Annotated in this window: 17 protein-coding genes and 1 pseudogene; 12 read left to right on the top strand and 6 right to left on the bottom strand. The window is 60.7% G+C overall.

The annotated features are described in order from the left end of the window. Nucleotides 1-7: 7 nt before the first annotated feature. The 6 genes from HFK18_RS04225 to HFK18_RS04200 all read left to right on the top strand — a co-directional run bounded on the left by HFK18_RS04225 (nt 8) and on the right by HFK18_RS04200 (nt 3,905). A complete protein-coding gene (locus HFK18_RS04225) occupies nt 8-475 on the top strand; it encodes a YiiD C-terminal domain-containing protein (RefSeq protein WP_100462718.1) in 468 nt (155 codons plus the stop codon). Nucleotides 476-507: 32 nt separating this feature from the next. Next, the gene (locus HFK18_RS04220) at nt 508-939 is read left to right on the top strand and encodes a hypothetical protein (RefSeq protein WP_100554367.1); all 432 of its coding nucleotides are present in this window, start codon (nt 508-510) and stop codon (nt 937-939) included. A 57-nt stretch (nt 940-996) separates the two neighbouring features. Then, the gene (locus tag HFK18_RS04215) at nt 997-1,434 is read left to right on the top strand and encodes a rhodanese-like domain-containing protein (protein WP_025875933.1); all 438 of its coding nucleotides are present in this window, start codon (nt 997-999) and stop codon (nt 1,432-1,434) included. 99 nt (nt 1,435-1,533) lie between these two features. Beyond that, nucleotides 1,534-2,052 (top strand): protein-export chaperone SecB, encoded by a 519-nt coding sequence (gene secB, locus HFK18_RS04210; RefSeq protein ID WP_025875931.1) that lies wholly within the window; start codon nt 1,534-1,536, stop codon nt 2,050-2,052. Between the two features lie 20 nt (nt 2,053-2,072). Continuing rightward, nucleotides 2,073-3,098, top strand: coding sequence for an NAD(P)H-dependent glycerol-3-phosphate dehydrogenase (locus tag HFK18_RS04205; RefSeq protein ID WP_025875929.1), 1,026 nt, complete (start codon nt 2,073-2,075; stop codon nt 3,096-3,098). 126 nt (nt 3,099-3,224) lie between these two features. Then, entirely contained in the window at nt 3,225-3,905 is a 681-nt protein-coding gene (locus HFK18_RS04200; RefSeq protein WP_180164590.1) for a hypothetical protein, read from the top strand. A 30-nt stretch (nt 3,906-3,935) separates the two neighbouring features. Here the strand turns inward: HFK18_RS04200 and HFK18_RS04195 are convergent, their stop codons facing one another. The 3 genes from HFK18_RS04195 to HFK18_RS04185 all read right to left on the bottom strand — a co-directional run bounded on the left by HFK18_RS04195 (nt 3,936) and on the right by HFK18_RS04185 (nt 6,221). Beyond that, entirely contained in the window at nt 3,936-4,304 is a 369-nt protein-coding gene (locus tag HFK18_RS04195; protein WP_180164588.1) for a hypothetical protein, read from the bottom strand. 466 nt (nt 4,305-4,770) lie between these two features. After that, entirely contained in the window at nt 4,771-5,130 is a 360-nt protein-coding gene (locus HFK18_RS21995) for a helix-turn-helix domain-containing protein (RefSeq protein WP_180164855.1), read from the bottom strand. 206 nt (nt 5,131-5,336) lie between these two features. Continuing rightward, nucleotides 5,337-6,221 carry a LysR family transcriptional regulator gene (locus tag HFK18_RS04185; protein WP_180164587.1) on the bottom strand — a complete coding sequence of 295 codons (885 nt, stop codon included), beginning with the start codon at nt 6,219-6,221 and terminating at the stop codon, nt 5,337-5,339. A gap of 151 nt (nt 6,222-6,372) precedes the next feature. Between HFK18_RS04185 and HFK18_RS04180 the strand changes: the two genes are divergently transcribed. Beyond that, nucleotides 6,373-7,920: an MFS transporter gene (locus HFK18_RS04180; RefSeq protein ID WP_180164585.1), complete on the top strand. Its 1,548-nt coding sequence runs from the start codon at nt 6,373-6,375 to the stop codon at nt 7,918-7,920. A 227-nt stretch (nt 7,921-8,147) separates the two neighbouring features. After that, nucleotides 8,148-9,344: an ATP-binding protein gene (locus HFK18_RS04175; RefSeq protein ID WP_180164583.1), complete on the top strand. Its 1,197-nt coding sequence runs from the start codon at nt 8,148-8,150 to the stop codon at nt 9,342-9,344. Between the two features lie 58 nt (nt 9,345-9,402). On the opposite strand, the gene HFK18_RS04170 is transcribed toward HFK18_RS04175, so the two are convergent. Together HFK18_RS04170 and HFK18_RS04165 are read right to left on the bottom strand one after the other, a co-directional pair. After that, a complete protein-coding gene (locus tag HFK18_RS04170) occupies nt 9,403-10,104 on the bottom strand; it encodes a hypothetical protein (RefSeq protein WP_180164854.1) in 702 nt (233 codons plus the stop codon). Between the two features lie 156 nt (nt 10,105-10,260). Then, on the bottom strand, nt 10,261-10,530 hold the full coding sequence (locus tag HFK18_RS04165; RefSeq protein ID WP_089241667.1) for a hypothetical protein: 270 nt from the start codon (nt 10,528-10,530) through the stop codon (nt 10,261-10,263). A gap of 1,007 nt (nt 10,531-11,537) precedes the next feature. Here HFK18_RS04165 and HFK18_RS21760 point away from each other — a divergent pair. The 4 genes and pseudogenes from HFK18_RS21760 to HFK18_RS21640 all read left to right on the top strand — a co-directional run. Further along, a pseudogene (locus HFK18_RS21760) lies at nt 11,538-11,714 on the top strand (helix-turn-helix domain-containing protein); the annotation flags it as partial. Nucleotides 11,715-11,851: 137 nt separating this feature from the next. Beyond that, on the top strand, nt 11,852-14,941 hold the full coding sequence (locus HFK18_RS04155) for a type I restriction endonuclease (protein WP_180164579.1): 3,090 nt from the start codon (nt 11,852-11,854) through the stop codon (nt 14,939-14,941). Nucleotides 14,942-14,954: 13 nt separating this feature from the next. Beyond that, nucleotides 14,955-16,598, top strand: a complete 1,644-nt coding sequence (locus HFK18_RS04150) for a class I SAM-dependent DNA methyltransferase (protein WP_180164577.1) — start codon at nt 14,955-14,957, stop codon at nt 16,596-16,598. Further along, complete coding sequence (locus tag HFK18_RS21640; protein ID WP_218946532.1) at nt 16,591-17,868, top strand: restriction endonuclease subunit S; 1,278 nt, start codon at nt 16,591-16,593, stop codon at nt 17,866-17,868. Before HFK18_RS04150 ends, HFK18_RS21640 begins: the two co-directional genes overlap by 8 nt. A gap of 247 nt (nt 17,869-18,115) precedes the next feature. On the opposite strand, the gene HFK18_RS04135 is transcribed toward HFK18_RS21640, so the two are convergent. Next, entirely contained in the window at nt 18,116-18,652 is a 537-nt protein-coding gene (locus HFK18_RS04135) for a hypothetical protein (protein ID WP_180164576.1), read from the bottom strand. Nucleotides 18,653-18,656: the final 4 nt, after the last annotated feature.

Here is an 18,656-nt window from a genome sequence, read left to right as displayed (position 1 = left end):
GCTGCTGATGGCTGTTGATGCCCTGACCTCTTCGCTGGCTGCCCTGCAGGACGTGCTGGACTGCATGCCGGCGGTCCGCGCGATGCAGATCCGCCTGGATGGCTATGCCGACGGCGTGCTGCGCATCACCGCGCCGCTGGTGGCCAACGTCAATGACAAGGGCAATGCATTCGGCGGCAGCCTGGCCTCGGTGCTGACCCTGTCCGGATGGGCGCTGGTCAGCCTGCGCCTGCGCCTGGCCGGCCACGACGCCGAGGTCTACGTGGCCGACAGCAACCTGCGCTACCTGGCGCCGGTCTATGAAGACCTGCACGCCCACGCCGAAGCCACCGCAAGCGGCGCCTGGGATACCTTCCTGGCCACCTTCCGCCAGCGCGGCAAGGCCCGCATCAGCATTGTCGCGACCCAGCCGGGCGCCGATGGCAAGGCCGCGGCCGAATTCAGCGGTCGTTTCGTTGCCTTCGCCAAAGGGTAGGATGGCAGGCTGACGCCCTGCGGAACCCACCGATGCGCCGCCTCATCCAGATCCTCCTGTGTTCCCTGCTGCTGCTCAGCGCCGCTGCCGGTGCTGCCGCCGACGACCTCAGCCGCAAGCAGCGCAAGCTGCTGGAAGAGACCCAGATCGCCTACGGCGCCACCATCCGCTGGGGCAGCATGGATGACGCCATCGCCTATCTGGACCCGCAGCTGCGCAAGTCCAAGCCGCCGACCGAGTTCGAGCTCAACCGCTATGCCCAGCTGCGCGTGTCGTCCTACCGCGAGCGCAGCACGGCAGCGCTGGATGGCGGCCTGGTCGAGCGCCGGGTGGAAATCGGGGTGATCAACCAGAACACCCAGGCCGAGCGCACCGTGGTGGTGACCGAGCGCTGGCGCTGGGATCCGGAAGCCAAGCGCTGGTGGCAAAGCGCGGGCCTGCCGGACCTCTGGCAGGGGCAGTGACGGGTCGCGTCCGGCTTGTGCGACAATCGGCGCCCGCTTAATCGACCCGTGACCTGAGTGAATTACGAAGAGTTGCTGGCCTTCGCAGGCCGAAACCCGATGCTGTCCGCGGCCCTGGTCGGCCTGACCGTGGCCCTCATCGTCACCGAAATCCGCCGCCTGTTCCGGGGCTTCAAGGGCATCAAGCCCGCCGAACTGACCCAGCTGATCAACGCGGGCGGCACGGTGGTGGTGGATCTGTCGCCCAGCGCCGATTTCGAAAAGGGCCACATCGCCGGCAGCCGCAGTGCCCAGGCCAGCGCGTTCGGCCCCGAGCACAAGCTGGTGGCCAACGCCAAGCAGGCCCCGGTGGTACTGGTGTGCCGCAGCGGCAACGCGTCCGAGACCGCCGCCAAGGCGCTGAAGAAGGCCGGCTTCGAGAAGGTCTTCGTGCTCGACGGCGGCATCCCCGCGTGGCAGCAGGCAGAACTGCCGCTGGTCAAGGGCCGCAACTGATCGCAGGCGATGGCGGAAGTGGCCTTGTTTGCGCCCTCCGCCGCCCCCATCGCAGTAATTCGACCATCGTTTTCATTGCATTCACTGGAGTTACTGGAAATGTCCGAAGAGACCACCAACGGCGCTGTCGCGCCGGTCGATGCCGCCACCGGCCCCGCGTTCACCGTCGAGAAGATCTACGTCAAGGACGTTTCCTTCGAGTCGCCGAATGCCCCGTCGATCTTCAACGACCAGGTGCAGCCGGAACTGCAGCTCAACCTGAACCAGCAGGTCCAGCGTCTGGGCGAGAATGCCTTTGAAGTCGTGCTGGCCGTGACCCTGACCTGCCAGGCCGGCGAGCGCACCGCGTACGTGGCCGAAGTGAAGCAGGCCGGCGTGTTCGGCCTGGTCGGCCTGGACCCGCAGTCGATCGACGTGCTGCTCGGCACCCAGTGCCCGAACATCCTGTTCCCGTACGTGCGCCAGCTGGTCAGCGACCTGATCCAGGCCGGCGGCTTCCCGCCGTTCTTCCTGCAGCCGATCAACTTCGAAGGCCTGTACGCAGAAACCCTGCGCCAGCGCCAGGAGCAGGGCGACGCACCGTCGCTGGCTGACTCCGAGCCGGCCGGCAACGCCTGATCCCGGCCGCGACGTCACGGATGAGCACTACCGCTGACAAGATTGCCGTACTCGGCGCCGGTTCCTGGGGAACCGCGCTGGCTACGCTGCTCGCCCGGCACGGTCGCCAGACCGTGCTGTGGGGGCGCGATGCCGCTGTGGTTGAAGCCATCGACCAGCGCCACGAGAATCCGCGCTACCTGCCGGGCATTCCGTTGCCGGAATCGCTGCGCGCCACTACCGACCTGGCGTCGGCGGTGGAGGGTGCCGCCTGGATCCTGGTGGTGACCCCGTCGCACGCATTCGGTGAAACCGTGCGCGCGCTGGCGCCGCTGCGTCCGGCCGGTGCCGGCGTGGCCTGGGCGACCAAGGGCTTCGAGCCCGGCTCCGGCCGCTTCCTGCATGAAGTGGCGCGCGAAGTGCTGGGCGAGGACGTGCCGCTGGCCGTTGTCACCGGGCCGTCGTTCGCCAAGGAAGTCACCCTGGGCCTGCCGACCGCGATCACCGTACACGGCGACGTGCCCGAGTTCGCACAGACGGTGGCCGAGGCGATGCATGGTCCGGCGTTCCGCGCCTACACCGGCGACGACATGGTCGGTGCCGAGCTGGGCGGTGCGATGAAGAACGTGCTGGCCGTGGCCACCGGCGTGGCCGATGGCATGCAGCTGGGCCTGAACGCCCGTGCCGGCCTGATCACCCGTGGCCTCAACGAGATGCTGCGCCTGGCCGCAGCAATCGGCGCCAAGCCGGAAACGCTGATGGGCCTTGCTGGCTTGGGCGACCTGGTGCTGACCTGCACCGGCGACCTGTCGCGCAACCGCCGCCTGGGCCTGGCCCTGGGCCGCGGGCAGACGCTGCAGGACGCCATCCGCGAAATCGGCCAGGTGGTCGAGTCGGTGCAGACCGCCGACGAAGTGATGCGACAGGCGCGCCGTCATGGCATCGACCTGCCGATCTCAGACCGTGTGCGCGCCGTGCTGCATGGCGAGCAGACCCCGGAAGAAGGATTGCGTGCGCTGTTGGCACGCGAGCAGAAACCGGAGTATCCGGATACGCTGTTCAAGTGAATCGAAAACCCCGGCTCAGCGCCGGGGTTTTTTTTGTGCGCGACCCATCCACGCATGGCGTGGATCTACTGGCTGGCGGGTAGAATCACGCGGTCGCCGGCTGGGCGAATGGAAACAGGACAGGGAATGAAGTCTCGAATGATTGGAATGGCGGCGATGGTCGCGTTGCTGGCCGCCTGCACGCAGACACCGGCACCCGCACCGGACGCAGGCACAGCTGCCGCGCCCGCCGCCGCACCGGCAACGGAAGCCCCAGCCGCTACGGCCACGGTGGTCGAGAACGAGCCGTCCATTGAAGACGGCGTGGACCCTTCGGTGTGGGACAACGAAGGTGAACCGGAAGGAGAGAGCCCCGGCGCGGAGCTCACCTGCAAGGACAATCCGCTGGCCACCTATTTCTTCACCCTGGTCGGCGGCAATAGCGTGGACGACTGCGGCCGCAAGGACCCGAAGGTGCTGGCCGCGTTCGACGCTCTGATGAAGAACACTGCGGCGGCCGAATCGCCCGACAAGAGCATCCCCTCCCTGCGCGAACGCCTGCTGAGCGGTCCCAGCGGGCCCGGCGAACTGATGGTGCTGCAGGGCGAGCCGTGGTGGCTTTACACCGCCTGCCAGGCGCACCAGTGCCCGACCACCGCGTTGGCGATGCTGTACTCGCCGACGCAGTCGAAGATGGTCGGCCGCCTTACCGCCCGCTGCAAAGTGTGGTGGCTGGGCGAGCCGAACGCGGAGCAGCGTGCCCTGATCGATCGCGAGCGACCGGTGGACGAGGCGATGCTGAAAGAAGAAGGCGATCCCTGCGAATGATGGGCGGTAACGCCGGAAGCGTTGCCGGCGTTATTCCTCCGGTCGCATCCGCGCGCTGACCTGCGCGGTCAGCGCCAGGCACGCCATCATCAGGCCTTCCATCACCCGATCGCCCACGTATTCGTCGTCCGGGCCGTTCTGGCGGACCCGCTCGGCCGCCAGCAGCATCTCCAGCGCGATGCGCAGGCCTGCCAGTGCGCAGTCCGCATCGGCCAGCGCCATGCGACGGCCCGGCATCTGGTGACGCTCCGGCCAGGGTTGGCCATCGGCGGCTGTACCTTTTCCAATCCGCGTCAGGGTGGCAATGAAAGCCGTGGGGTCGAGCGCAGGTGGTGGCTCTGATACCTCATCGCCCGCAACGCGATAGGGGTGGGGGCGAGGGAATTCCGGTGTAGTCATGGCTGGGGCTCCGTGCAGGACAGACGGTAGCCGCCACATAAGGGTGGCGGGCGGAGACGTGGCTCGAAAACCGGGCTCCTGTTGAACCGGCAGGCACAAGGCCTCCACGCTCCGCCCGCCATAGCCGGCAGACGGATTGCCAGCCGGCGCCACACGGGGTGACGCCGGCTGGCAAGCGTAATCAAACAGAAGCACGGGTTTTCGAGGCCCGGCCATCTTTTCTTGATGGCCCGTCATCTGTACCTGTGCCGACGCGGAGTGCCAATCAGAAGAGTTGCATTCAACGCTTGATGCAAGACGCTTTCGGCATTCTTGCATGCTGTTAAGCCGCCCCAGACGCCGATGGCGTAAGGGCCCTGAGCGATAGAGGGATATGCGACATGCGTCGTGGTTGCCTGCGTAGTGTGCTGTCACCTCAGCGAGGCAATGACGACAGAGCTCCGCGATTGGGCGGTACAACGTGGTTCTAGTCGAGCTCTATGAGAAAGCGCGTGGCTATGGCGGATGGCACGACAGACGCCCCGACCCGCTTCAGTTCAACCAGTCCATAGCCTTCCATCATCCGAAGGGTACGAGAAAGGCTCGGAACCTTGCGCCCGCATTGCTCAGACAGCTGGGTGAGGGACCTGGGTTGAAGTTCGCGCAGCAGTCGCAACAGCCGGCGGTTCTCATCGCTCAATACTGCGGCCAGGGAAGACAGGGTCGAGAAGGCTATCGCCCCATCCGTTACCTGCGGTGGGGCCGATCTGTCCTTTCGTTCTCCGCCGATGACACAACGTCGGAAGGTACTTTGGACTGGCGAACGGCGCGTGTCGGAATCTGTCATCGGTGCGAGATTGCATTGGGACCGATAGATCATGTCTGGTCGAGCACGCGCTGGATTGAACAAACGGCGCATGTAGGGCGCGCCTGCAGGACCGTGTCAGCTTCGGGCCAGGAGCGGACTTCCGCCCGGCTCCCGATCAACAACCCTGATCTCACGCTGATATCCATTTCCGGCCATCAACAAGCCTACCGGTCACTCGCTGGGTTTCAGCCGCTGCGCTGAGCGAGCGTACGAATCGAAGACGCGACGTCGCCTGTGCCAATCAACTGCTCTTCCAATGCCTCTACCGCGGGTGTGCCGGCGGCCGCACTACGCATCAGCCGAAAGCTCGCTGCGGGGAGCGCAGGAAGTCCCAAGTCATCGCCGGCAATGAGCAAGCCATCATGGATGTCATCCTCAAGCGCGATAGTGATGGCGAGCCCCGACTTTGCAGCCGATCGTAAGCCCTGCTGGCTCGCCGAGCTGAAGGCGACGCGCCACTCGAGGCCGGCTTCAACAAGTGCTTCAACGCACACGTCCCGGTGCATGCACGGACTGGGCGCGAGGGCGAGTGGCAGCGCCTTCTCCGATTCATGCTCGTACCCCGAACCGATGGCCCAGACGAAACGCGTTCGCCTCAGAAGCGGCCAGTCAACGTCCTCCCGCAGAAACAGGTTGACCGCAAGATCGAGTGTTCCTGCATGTATCTGCTCGTTCAGCGCTCCGTAGGGCTCCACGGTTACATCCAACCGCACCGCGGGAAATCTGCGGGAGAAGCGTGACAGCATTGCGGTCAACAGATCGCCGGCATAGGTCTCGGGCACGCCAAGGCGCACTGCGCCGGTAACGGGAGCCTTCTGGAATCGGCGAACCAGCAGGCTCTGGGCAGCAAGGATCTGCTCCGCATGACGCAGGAAGTCCTCGCCGTCTTCGGTGAGTGTCACGCTTCTCGTGGTCCGCTTCAGCAAGGCGCTGCCCGCCTGCTCTTCCAGCTTCCGGATCTGGTGGCTGATGGCGGATTGGCTAAGGCTCATGCGCTCACCCGCCTTGGTGAAGCCACCTGTCTCTACGACGGCGACAAAGGCGCGTAGCAGGTCGGGGTCAAAGAACACCGGAGCGATCCATGATGAAGATTGATCAATTCTATTAAATCAAATCATTTTTATCATCTTTGAGGTTTCCCCAAGATGGCAGCTCATTCGACACGCGCAGCTTCATTCGACGCTGCTGCGTGCCAGATCCCGGACCTGCCTGAGGAGACCCATGACTTCCCTTTCACCTGCTGCTCGAGACCGCCTGACGCTTTCAGCGGCATGCGTGGCATCCCTGATGTTCGGGCTGGAAATCTCGAGCGTGCCGGTCATCCTGCCGATACTGGAGGCAGAGCTGGGTAGCAGCTTCAGTGGCCTGCAGTGGATCATGAATGCCTACACCCTGGCCTGCACGACGGTGCTGATGGCGGCTGGTGCACTGGCGGATCGCTATGGGCGCAAGCGTGTATTCGTGGTCAGCCTGCTGCTGTTCGGTATCACATCCTTGGCCTGCGGCCTTGCGCGCAGCGGGCCAGCCTTGATCGTGGCTCGATCGCTGCAGGGCGCGGCGGGAGGCGCAATGCTGGTCTGCGTGTTTACGGTGCTTTCCCACCAGTTCAGTGATTCCGCACAGCGAGCCAAGGCATTTGGTATCTGGGGCGTGGTCTTTGGCGTGGGACTGGGTTTCGGCCCGGTCATTGGGGCTGGCGTCGTGGCCATCAGCAACTGGAGTTGGGTGTTTCTGGTGCATGCGCCCTTGGCAATTGGCGCGACGGTTCTTGCCGTGCTGGGCTTCAGGGAATCCCGAGCGCCAAGTCGCCGCAAACTGGACCTTGCGGGGATCGTCTCGCTCTCGGTGGCCGTCTTCTCCTTCACCTGGTACATCACTCAGGGCATTCCTGCAGGCCTGGCAAGCGGCTCTTCCATGGCGGCCGCTCTGGTTGCCGTCATCAGCCTGGCGGTATTCATCGCGGTCGAGCGCAGGGCGCCGGACCCGATGTTCGATTTCTCCATCTTTGGCAACCGGCGCTTTTCGGGCGCATCGCTGGGCTCGATGGGCATGAACTTCAGTTTCTGGCCACTTATGGTGTACCTGCCATTGTTCTTCCAGCACGGACTGGGCTACTCGAACATCGCGACCGGCCTATCCGTCCTGGCATACACATTGCCGTCGCTGCTGCTTCCGCCTTATGGCGAGCGTCTCGCTGTGCGCTTCGGGCCCGAGCGTGTGATCCCTGTCGGGATGTCTGTCATGGGTGGCGGAATGCTCATGATGGCGATCGGTGCAGGCGCGGACAACGCGAGCTGGCTGACGATGCTGCCAGGCTGCGTTCTTGCAGGCTCAGGCCTGGGCGTGATCAATACGCCCATCACCAACACAACGACCAACTCGGTGCCCAGTGATCGTGCCGGCATGGCGTCCGGCATGGATACCAGCGCCAGATTCATCAGCCTCGCCATCAACATCGCCGTAGTGGGGTTGATCCTGGTGAAAGGTACCGACTACGCACTTGGAACGAACCTGCCCTGGGGCGACCCTTCGCATCTGCGATCGCTTGCGGAGGGCTTGTCCGCAGGTACTGCGCGTCTGGATGAATTGGCGGCCACTGGCCAAGTTGTGTCCAGTGACGTCGCGCATCAGTCTCTGCTTTTCGGCTATCGACTCGCCATGGCTTACTCGGGCGCATGTGCCTGTGTCCTGGCAGTTGCCAGTGCGCTTGCGTTCCGGGGCAGTCGTCACTCCATGGCGTCGTCCACCAACGAATCGAAAGTGCTGTGAGGTGCCTGGGGAACGAGCGGAACGTTCGTAGCAACGTAGCCTGGGCGCAAAAGGTCTGCGCTGAAGCGCTACGGTCCAGGGACCGCTTCCAGCCAGAACCGCTCGTTTACCTCAGGCGACAGCCTCATCGGCCCGTCACGGCTTGGCCTGAAAAGGCGGCAATCGCCCTCGCATCAACCTTCTCCCGGGTTCCATGGGATGATGCGCTGCCCACCGGACGAACGACCATGCAGAAGCTGACGGACCCCCATCTGCTGGACGACATCGCCGAGATTGGTCGAATCCAGGCCGTGCCGCGCATCCTGGAGACCGTAGCCCACATTACGGGCTCACGATTCACCGCCATTGCCCGCGTGACCCAGACCACCTGGACCGCCTGCGCCACGTTCGACACCCTGGGGTTTGGGCTGGTTCCCGGTGGCCAACTGGTGCTCGAGACAACCATCTGCGATGAAATCAGGCAGTCGGCGACGTCGGTGGTATTTGCGCATGCGAGCAAGCACCCGGTTTACGCCACGCATCACACGCCGCGGATCTACGGGCTCGAGAGTTATGCGTCCGTTCCCATCCATCGGCCAGACGGAAGTTTCTTCGGCACACTCTGCGCGATTGACTCGGCACCGGCCAGCTTCGACGTCGCCCACGTGCAGAGATCCATGGAGCTGCTGGCCGATCTGGTAGGAAGCTACCTCGACAAGGAAGATCGCCTCGAGCGAGCGGAAACTGCGCTCTCCGACGCGCACCGCGTCGCCGACCTGCGCGACCAGTTCATTGCCGTGCTGGGTCATGACCTGCGCAGTCCTCTGCAGGCAATCAGCATCGCTGCGGAGTCGCTGGCATGTGAGCTGAACGCTGAGCGTCAGCAACGAATGCTCGCGCACATCGCCTCAGGCGTTGCCAGAATGGATGGACTGATCAACGACGTGCTTGATTTCGCCAGGGGGCGCCTGGGTGGCGGCATTCCCATCGCGCTGCAGCTGACCAGCACGCTGGAAGAAGACCTGAAAAAGGTTGTGGAAGAGGTGGCCATCGCCACTGGCCGCCAGGACATCAAGGTCCGCATGCAGATGGACGACAACGTGGTCTGTGATCCGAGCAGATTGGCGCAGCTCCTGGCCAACCTGCTCACCAATGCAGCCGAACACGGAGCGCGCTCGTCTGCAATTACGCTGACCGTCAACGCCACGGCCGAAATGTTTACGCTCGAAGTACACAACGACGGACACATTCCATCAGAGAGGATGGACGCCATATTCAGTCCGTTCTCTCGCGAGAAGAGTGAGCAGCCACGGCCCGGCCTCGGCCTCGGCATCTACATTGCGTCGGAGATTGCGCGCGCTCATGGCGGCACGCTGGAGGTGCAGTCCAGCGCGGCCACCGGCACCTTGTTCACGTTCAAGATGCCGCGGCTGGAGCTTGCGTAGCGAAGCACGTCTTGCTGCGCTCCGCCGTGACTGCTTCCTCAGCCTTCACAACCGCGCTTCATTTGCGGGCGTGGCGTGCGTCCTTCTCATCGTCGCCCTTCGCAGCCGCGCGACTCTGCGCAAACTCTGGGAACGTTTCCTCGATCGAGTCCTTGTCCGGCAGCACGTAGAACACGCCGCCCTTCTCGAACGTGGAATGCACGATCTGCTCGTAGAACGCAGGCGAGACGTTGATGCAGCCGTGGGTGACGCGGTTGTCGTCCGGCGTGGCGGATGCCAGTCGTTCGCTGCGCTTCTCTTTCGGGGTGCCCGGGGGGAGCGGGTGCATCGACACGGCGGAATCGTAGTCCACCCACAGCACGCGTCCGGCGTCCTCGGACGGGCCATAGCCGCCAATGAAGCGGCCGGCCGGGGTAGTGCGGTCGTGGCCTGGAATCGCGCTCAGCGCGAGCTTGGCGACGCCGGGCGCCGAGTGATCGCCGATGGCCGAACCAAACAATGCCGGCGCCGCGCCACGCAGCTTGCCGTCACCGCCGAAGACCAGGACCTGCGCAGCGGCCTTGTCCATGATCGCGAACGGATAGCCCTGGTTGTCCTTGCTGGCGACTACCCAGCCGGCCAGTGCAATGACGGTCTCGGATACTTCCTGGCCCTGCGGAAGTTCATCGGCGGCGTTCGCCGTTTCCGCGGCAGGTGCTTCTTTTGCTTCCTTGCCATTCTTGGCACTGGCCACGCTGGTGCCTGCCAATGCCAGCGCGATGGTCAGCGCGGCCGACACGGCCCGGCGTGCAGGGAATGAGTACGTACGAATGGGTCGGCTCCTTCGGATCAAGACCGAGAGGTTGAAAGACACCAGTGGCCGGCGAAGGCCACTGGTGTCTGGTTCAAGCGTTCATCAAAGTGGGTGGGAGAGCGGTTACCCGCGCGGCTTGCGGCCCGGGACCCTTTCGAGCTGCTGGACGCGGCCTTCAATCTGATCCAGACGCTGGTTGGCCTGCTGTGCGGACTGGTTGGCGGATTCGGCGCTCTGCGCCGCGCCTTGCACCTTCACGTCGAGCTGGTCGAGACGTGAGTTGATCGAAGCGAATTCGTCTTTGTAGGTGGCGCAAGCACCGAGGCTTACGGTAGCAACGATGGCTACGGTGACGGCACGTGCCGCGTTGATTTGCTGCTTGGTCAGGAACATTCCACTCCCTCCTTCGTCTGGGGAGTCTGGAATATAGCGGCGTTTGTTCCCGGCGCTGCGAAGTGCTTTCAGCTGCAGTTGGAAGACGTGGATGGGCCGTGAAGGTGCGGCAAGCAGCCAACCTTAACAAGCGGGAACAAGCGAGCTGTGCTGCATCGGTCGATGCCCTTGCGCCGCTTCGATACAGCCAATTCATCAGGATGAAGCGGGCTCACGCTGTCCTAATGAATGGGCGCAGATGAGCGTCGCGCAACAGCGACGCCCGCACCTCACTGCTACACGTGCAGTTCTCCTCGTCGATCAGATGCACGAAGCGGTCATGCCCTTCGTCCTGCGCCCGACGGCTACTACATGTAGGTCTTACACCATAGTTCGTGTAGCAAATGAACTCATAGTTTGTGCAGATCGGAGGGAATCAGGCACCAACTATGGTGTCCGTGTACACCACAGTCCGTTCAATCTAGATTTTATTAGAAAATTCATCCACTTAGCTCATTTCGCAACGTGCTCGGTGTCATGCATAGTTTCTGCACTTCGGTCGACTCAGACCCGATGCGCCTTCTTGTGGCTGCTGCTTCAGGTCAATACCGGACAACCGGGCGTAGATTGATCATTGCAGCCGTCATTGAAGAGTCCGCCGAGAAGCGATGCCACACCTAACGCTGAACGTATTTTGTAGGTTGCTGGTCCTGAGGCAGCCGTAGTCCACCTTCTGCAAGGGCCGCCTGGTCTCCCGCATAGCAAGCAACTGAAGCTGATCTTCAGCTGGCTGGCGTGGGTGTCCGCTTCCGGCCTAAGGGAGGTCTGAAAAACTCCCGCTCGGCACGGCTTGAAATTCATGCGAGATGGCGGCCGGTGGAACGAACAATCAATGGCTTGCGGAACCCGTCAACAGCAGGGTCACCGATCTACGGCATCTGACTCGAATTGCCCGGATCTTCCCGAAAGCCGAGCCTCGGAACTTTGAAAATTTTGTACAATCCTCCATGTCTAAATGGAGGGGGCAGATGGCAGGGGCGACGTCTACGCAGGAAGCTGAAATCCTCACCATCAAGCAAGTGGCTGCATACCTGCAGGTCACCGAGCGCACCGTTTACCGCCTCGCAGCCGCCGCTGGTATTCCCGCATTCAAGGTCGGCGGCTCCTGGCGCTTCCGACGCAGGGATCTGGATCAATGGATCGCCAACAGCATTGGCAAGGCAAGCGCTCCGAACGGAGTCGGAGCAAACGTTGTCGCCCCATCCTTCCATTCAGGTGCTAAAACCAAGCAAGTTCCGAGCATCCTCGCCACCGATGGCTCTGCCTTGCAGGATGGCTCCAAATGACCTTGTTCAACGAGGACTCACGAGTCAAGATCCCTGCGTTGCTACACCTCACGCGACTTGGATACACGTACATCTCGCTGAAGCACGCAAACTGGGACGCCCGCAACAACATTTTCCCCGAGCTTTTCGAGGAAGCCGTCCTACGCATAAATCCAGAGCTCCGTCGGGAAGATCTGCCCGCCCTTCTTAACGAAATTCACCTTAAGCTCTCAGCTGATGATATCGGCCGCGGCTTTCATCAACGCCTAACCGCACGCGCGGGTGTTCGCCTGATCGACTACGAAGATCTCAACAACAATACTTGGCATGTCGTTACTGAGCTGGCATTCGTAAACGGGCAGGACAACTTTCGCCCTGATATCACCTTGCTGGTCAACGGAATGCCGCTGGCCTTCGTCGAGGTTAAAAAGCCGCTCAACGCCGGCGGCGTGCTGGAAGAGCGCAAGCGCATGGATCAGCGCCATGGCAATGGCAAGTACCGGCACTTCTTCAACCTGGTCCAACTGATGGCGTTCTCCAACAACATGGAGTACGACGACACCGAGGCGGAGCCCCTTCAGGGAGCGTTCTACGCTGCCTCAACGTATGGTCATGCGCATTTCAACCACTTCCGCGAGGAGCGCGGCGACGAGCTTGCTTCCTGCATCGGCTCATTGGATGAAGCTGCAGAGGACAGAATTCTTACCGATACCAATCTGGTTGCGATCAAGGGCACCCCGGAGTACGAACGCAACAAGTCGCCTGACTCGCCCACCCACCGCCTGTGCACATCCTTGTTCAGTCGCGAGCGGTTTGTCTTTGCACTGCGTTACGGCTTTGCGTGGCTGGCGACCGAAAAGGGGCCGGAAAAGCACGTCATGCGCTATCCTCAGCTGTTCGCCACGCGAGCAATTGCCGATGCGTTGGCCGCAGGCGCACGCAAGGGCATCGTCTGGCACACGCAGGGCAGCGGCAAGACCGCGCTGGCGTACTTTAATGTCAAGTACCTGACCGACTGGTTCCAACAGCGCGGGCAGGTTGCCCGGTTCTATTTCATAGTCGACCGCATTGACCTTCTGGAGCAAGCCGAAACGGAGTTCAGGTTGCGCGGCTTGACGGTCAACGTCATTGCCAGCCGCGATGCCTTTGCTCGTGACATGAAAAAAGCCGTGGCCATCGACAACAACCGAGGTGAGCCAGAAATCACCGTGGTCAACATCCAAAAGTTCAAGGATGACCCGGCGGTTGCCGCCGCCGAAGACTACGCGGTGAACATCCAGCGCGTATATTTCCTGGACGAGGTGCACCGCAGCTACAACCCAAAGGGTAGCTTCCTGGCCAACCTGGAGCAGTCCGACCGCAACGCCATAAAGATTGGCCTGACTGGCACACCGTTGATTGGCAACGTGCAATCAAAGGAACTGTTCGGAAACTACCTCCACAAGTATTACTACAACGCCTCCATTGCCGACGGCTATACCCTGCGCCTGATCCGCGAGGAAATTGCCACCCGCTACAAGATGCAGTTGCACGAGGCCCTGCAGAGCGTGAAGGTGCAGCAGGGAGGCATCGAGGGGACGGCGTTGTACGCGCATCGGCGCTTCTGCGCGGCCATGCTGGACTACATTTTGGATGACTTCACCCAAGCTCGTATCACATCGGGTGACGACAGCATTGGCGGCATGGTGATCTGCGACAGCGCTGACCAGGCGCGAGAGCTATACCGCCAGTTCCACGAGCGCATGCCGGCGCCGCCGTCCATTGTGGAAGCTGCCAACGATGACGGCCACATGCAACAGCGCGTAGCCGAGCCGCAGCCTGGTCGCGCCAAGGCTCTCAATGCGGCGCTGATTCTGTATGACGAGGGGGATAAGGGTTCGCGCAGGCAGATCATTGAGCAGTTCAAGCGCCCGAAGCCGGGCAAGCAATCGGTTGATCTGTTGTTTGTCTACAACATGCTGCTGACCGGGTTTGACGCGCCTCGGCTGAAGAAGCTGTACATGGGTCGCGTCATCAAGGACCACAATCTGCTGCAGGCGCTGACCCGGGTCAACCGCCCCTATCGCACCGCGCGCTACGGTTACGTGGTGGATTTCGCCGATATCCAAAGCGAGTTCGACAAGGCCAACAAGAGCTACTACGACGAGCTGAACGAAGAACTTGGCGACGAGATGGAGCACTATTCCAACCTGTTCAGGAGTGCAGCCGAGATCCAGGCGGATCTGGACGCCGTCAAAGAGGTGCTGTTCGGCTACGCACTTGACGATGCCGAGCTGTTCTCCCAGCAGGTGGCCAGAATCCAAGACCGCGACACGCTGCGCGCCATCGTCAAGGCGCTGTCCACTGCGCGCGAGCTGTACAACCTGATCCGTCTGTCCGGGCAGGAAGAGCTACTGGAGCTGCAGGATTTTGCCAGGCTGCGGCAGCTGCACGCCGAGGCGCAGCGCGCAATGGATGCGCTGAACCTGAAGCACCAGATGGAGATAGCCAACGACACCCGTGGCCTGCTGAATCAGGCGCTAGAAGACATCGTGTTCCACTTCAAGAAGGTAGGCCAGGCCGAGCTTAAGTTGGCTGATGAGCTGAAGGACATCCTGCGCCGCACCCGCGAAGGCCTAGCCGGGACGCAAGACCCCGGGGACCCGAAATGGCTGGCCCTGAAGGATGAACTGGAGCGCCTGTTCAAGGCTAAGAAGCTCAGTGAAGTGAGCCAGTCCGAGATGCGAGCCAACATCGCCACGCTCAAGGGCCTGGACATGCGCGTCCAGGCGCTGAACAACGATAATGCCAACCTTGCCGGCCGCTATGGTGGCGATTCAAAGCTGATGCGCGTGCACAAGCGTCTGTTGGAGTCGGGCCGCCTAGGTCGGAGCCAGGCCCCACTGCATACCGCGCTGAGCGGTGTCAAACACGAGGTGGACGACATGGTCCTGCGCAATCGCGAACTGTTGGGAAACCCGGATTTCTTCGAACGCAGTGTCATGCGCATTGTCATGCACCGCTTCAGTGGCAGCCGGCCCGAGCCGGATGCTGATACCCGCCAGATGATCCAGCAGTTGCTGGTCAATGAATACCTGGGCCAAGCCCAGGGCCGCCTGCCTTTCTGAGCTGCATTAACCTATGAAGTACACGAACTACCAGCAACAGACCCGCCAGTTGATTGATGACCTGAAAGCCGTATGTGCCAGCAACGGCCTGGGCAACGACGGCAACGAATACAAGATCATCTCCCAGACATTCCTGTACAAGCTGCTGTGCGACAAATTTGCCTATGAAATGAAGCAGCTCGACCCGAAGCTCGCCAGTGCTCCCAACTGGATTTCCACCTGGGAGAAGTTGTCGAAGGTCCAGCGGGACAAGCTCAAAGATGGCTTGCCGCCAGAAACGCCGCTGTTGGACGCGGATCAGCTTATCCCCAGCTTGTTCAACCGTCAGGCCGAGGCAGGGTTTGCTCAGGTGTTTGATGACGCCTTGATTGCTATTGCCGCGAAAAACAGCAAGATTTTTGCTATCAAAGCTGAAGATGGCGAGCGGGTGCCGCTGTTTGATCGGCTCAGTGAATACGTCACCGGTGGCGCGGAGAAGAAGGACGCTTTTGCCCGCGCCTTGTTCAACAAGCTCACCGGGGTGAGCTTTGAGCACCTGTTCAGTCAAAAGTATGACTTCTGGGCCACGCTATTTGAATATCTCATCAAGGACTACAACAAGGACAACGGCGGCAAGTACGCTGAGTACTACACCCCGCACGCGGTGGCCACCATCATCGCTGACATCCTGGTGCCCAAGCACAAGCCTGGTAAGGTGAGGAATGTGACCTGCTACGACCCGGCCAGTGGCTCGGGCACCTTGCTGATGGCACTGGCCCATGCCATTGGTGAGGAGAACTGCAGCATCTGGTCGCAAGACATCTCACAGAAATCCTCTAGCCTGCTGCGCTTGAACCTGGTGTTGAACCGGCTGGTGCACTCCATCCCGAATATCACCCAGGGCAATACCCTCCTCCACCCTGTTCATATGGGCGAGGATGGAAAGACGCAGAAGCAGTTCGACTACATTGTCAGCAACCCGCCATTTAAGATGGATTTTTCTGACTTTCGCGATGACCTGGACACGGACAAGAACAAAACCCGGTTCTTTGCTGGCATCCCCAAGGTCAAGCCGAAAGACAAGGACAAGATGGAAATCTACCTCTTGTTCATCCAGCACATCATCGCCAGCCTCAAATCTGGCGGTAGGGCGGCCATTGTGGTGCCTACAGGCTTCATTACAGCGGCGAAGGGCATCGAATTGAAGATTCGCCAGAAGCTAGTGAACGAAAAGATGTTAGCCGGCGTTGTGTCTATGCCGAGCAACATATTTGCCACTACCGGGACAAACGTTTCGATTCTGTTCCTCGACGGCACGGCGCGTGACAATGTGGTGCTGATAGATGCTTCTGCACTTGGCAAAAAGGTGAAGGAGGGCAAGAACCAGAAGACCCTACTTAGCCCGACAGAAGAACGGCGCATCGTCGATACCTTTATCGCACGAGAATCGGTGGAGGACTTCTCCGTTGTCGTGGATTACGCCGCGATTGCCACAAAGAACTACTCGTTCAGTGCGGGACAGTACTTTGACGTTAAGATTTCTTACGAGAACATCAGCCCGAAACAGTTCTCCGAAAAGATGGAGGGCTTTAAATCGCGGCTAGACGCGATGTTCTTGGAATCCAAGAAGCTCGAAAAGCACATTGCTGCATCGTTGAAGGGATTGACCCTTGAATAGAATCGTACGCCATAAGTTTTCAGACCTGTATGAGATGAGCTCAGGAATATCATCTACGCCGGCGCAAGCTGGACATGGCGCGCCTTTCCTTTCGTTCTCAACTGCATTTAACAATTACTTCGTACCAAAAGATCTTCCTGACTTTATGGATACCTCCGCATCCGAGCAGAAATCCTACTCGGTTCGCGCTGGCGACATATTTTTGACCCGAACCAGTGAGACTGTCGATGAGCTGGGCATGAGTTGTGTAGCTCTCAACGATTTCCCGCATGCCACCTACAGCGGCTTCCTTAAGCGATTGCGACCGAAGCAGCAAGGCATAGTTGACTCTAAGTTCATTGCGTTCTATCTACGCAGTGAGTTGTTCCGCAAAGCCATGACTAACAATGCGGTCATGGTATTGCGCGCAAGTTTGAATGAACAAATATTCTCCTACTTAGACCTCCTGCTTCCAGATTTCGACGAGCAGACGAAGATTGGCGAGTTGCTACATTCGTTGATGGAGAAAATAGACCTCAACAACCGCATCAATGCCGAACTGGAAGCGCTGGCAAAGACGATCTACGACTACTGGTTTGTGCAGTTCGACTTCCCCGACGCTAATGGCCGCCCCTACAAGACCAGCGGCGGTAAGATGGTCTGGAGCGACGCGCTGAAGCGGGAGATCCCGGCGGCGTGGAGTGCTGGTTCGTTGGATGATCTCGGACGGATCGTTGGCGGCGGAACGCCATCAACAGTAAATCCGACGCATTTTGGTCGAGGTATGATTCCTTGGATTACGCCCAAAGACTTGTCGAACAACAAGGGCAACAAGTTCATTGCACGTGGCGAGACAGACGTTTCCGAGGCGGGCATGCAAAGTGCCTCGCTGACGCTATATCCTCCGGGAACAGTACTGATGAGCTCTCGTGCCCCCGTCGGCTATCTGGCTATTGCGCTCAACGCAGTGACAACGAACCAGGGTTTCAAATCTTTCGTACCATCTAAAGGCTATGGCACTTCATTCGTCTACTACACTGTTCAACGATCGCTGCCTACGATTATTCGATACGCATCCGGTTCCACTTTCGTGGAAATATCGGGTGGTGTACTGAGGTCAGTGCAAACGGTTCTACCAGGGAAAGTAGTGACAGACGCCTTCTGCAAAAAGGTCCAGCCCATCGTCGAAAGGCAACGACAGGCGGAGTTGGAGAACCATGAGCTGATCCGACTTCGGGATTGGCTGCTCCCGCTGCTGATGAACGGACAAGTCAGGCCGTCTGGCGGCTAGGGAAGATCGGTGCGAATCGGACCGTCGCCGAGCGGCAACCGAGCTCCATGCTTTGACGATCACGCAGTTTACGTTCGGGAACGCCGAGGGTCTTGGGCAGCGAAAGCGTCCGTGCCTCAAGGTGTTCCTGAACGAGGTGGAGCAGGTCGCTTTATGGACGGTGCTGTTTGTACTCATGTCGCCTCACCACCTCTTGCCGATCGTCGTGGCCGACATCCGGAATCAGGATGGTCAATTTGTATAAAGCTCAGAGACGCTCAAATGGACTCAGCGCCGGCCTCTCCCTATCTCCTTGCGTCGGCCCCAACGCCGTGCCCAGGGCCTCTTCCAGCTCGTCGCGGCTGGTGCCGCCGGGCAGGCAGAACGCCTCAATGAGCTGAGAGAAGACCTCAACGTACACGTGCCAGCCATGTGCCTCGAACCCCAGTGGCGACCTGCCTGTCACTGAGTCGACGTTCTTCTGCATTTGCCAAAGAGCTTGGACAAAACTCTGATACTTCTCAACATCTGCGGCAAAGCGTACTGATTCGTCGCATAGCCCCGCGAGGACTGTGCGTACGACAACAGTCACTAGCTCTTCAATGCAGCTTCGGAACTCTTTCGACAGGGACAAATAGTACAGGGCCTTTGTGATGTCGCGCCCCGCAGCAAAGGCCGTCGCGTTATCGCCGGCGTGCTTTGCCAGCCTCACACGTGCGCAGAGCGCGCCCAAGGCATCCAGCGAAGGCTTGGCACCGTAGGCATGCATCGGCCTCAATGGATCGTGCTGATTGGCCTCGTCCAAGACC

Source organism: Stenotrophomonas sp. SbOxS2 (assembly GCF_013416715.1).
Lineage (GTDB): Bacteria > Pseudomonadota > Gammaproteobacteria > Xanthomonadales > Xanthomonadaceae > Stenotrophomonas > Stenotrophomonas lactitubi.
Note: the sequence above shows the minus strand (reverse complement) of the source record. Positions and strands in the feature narration are given on the sequence as shown.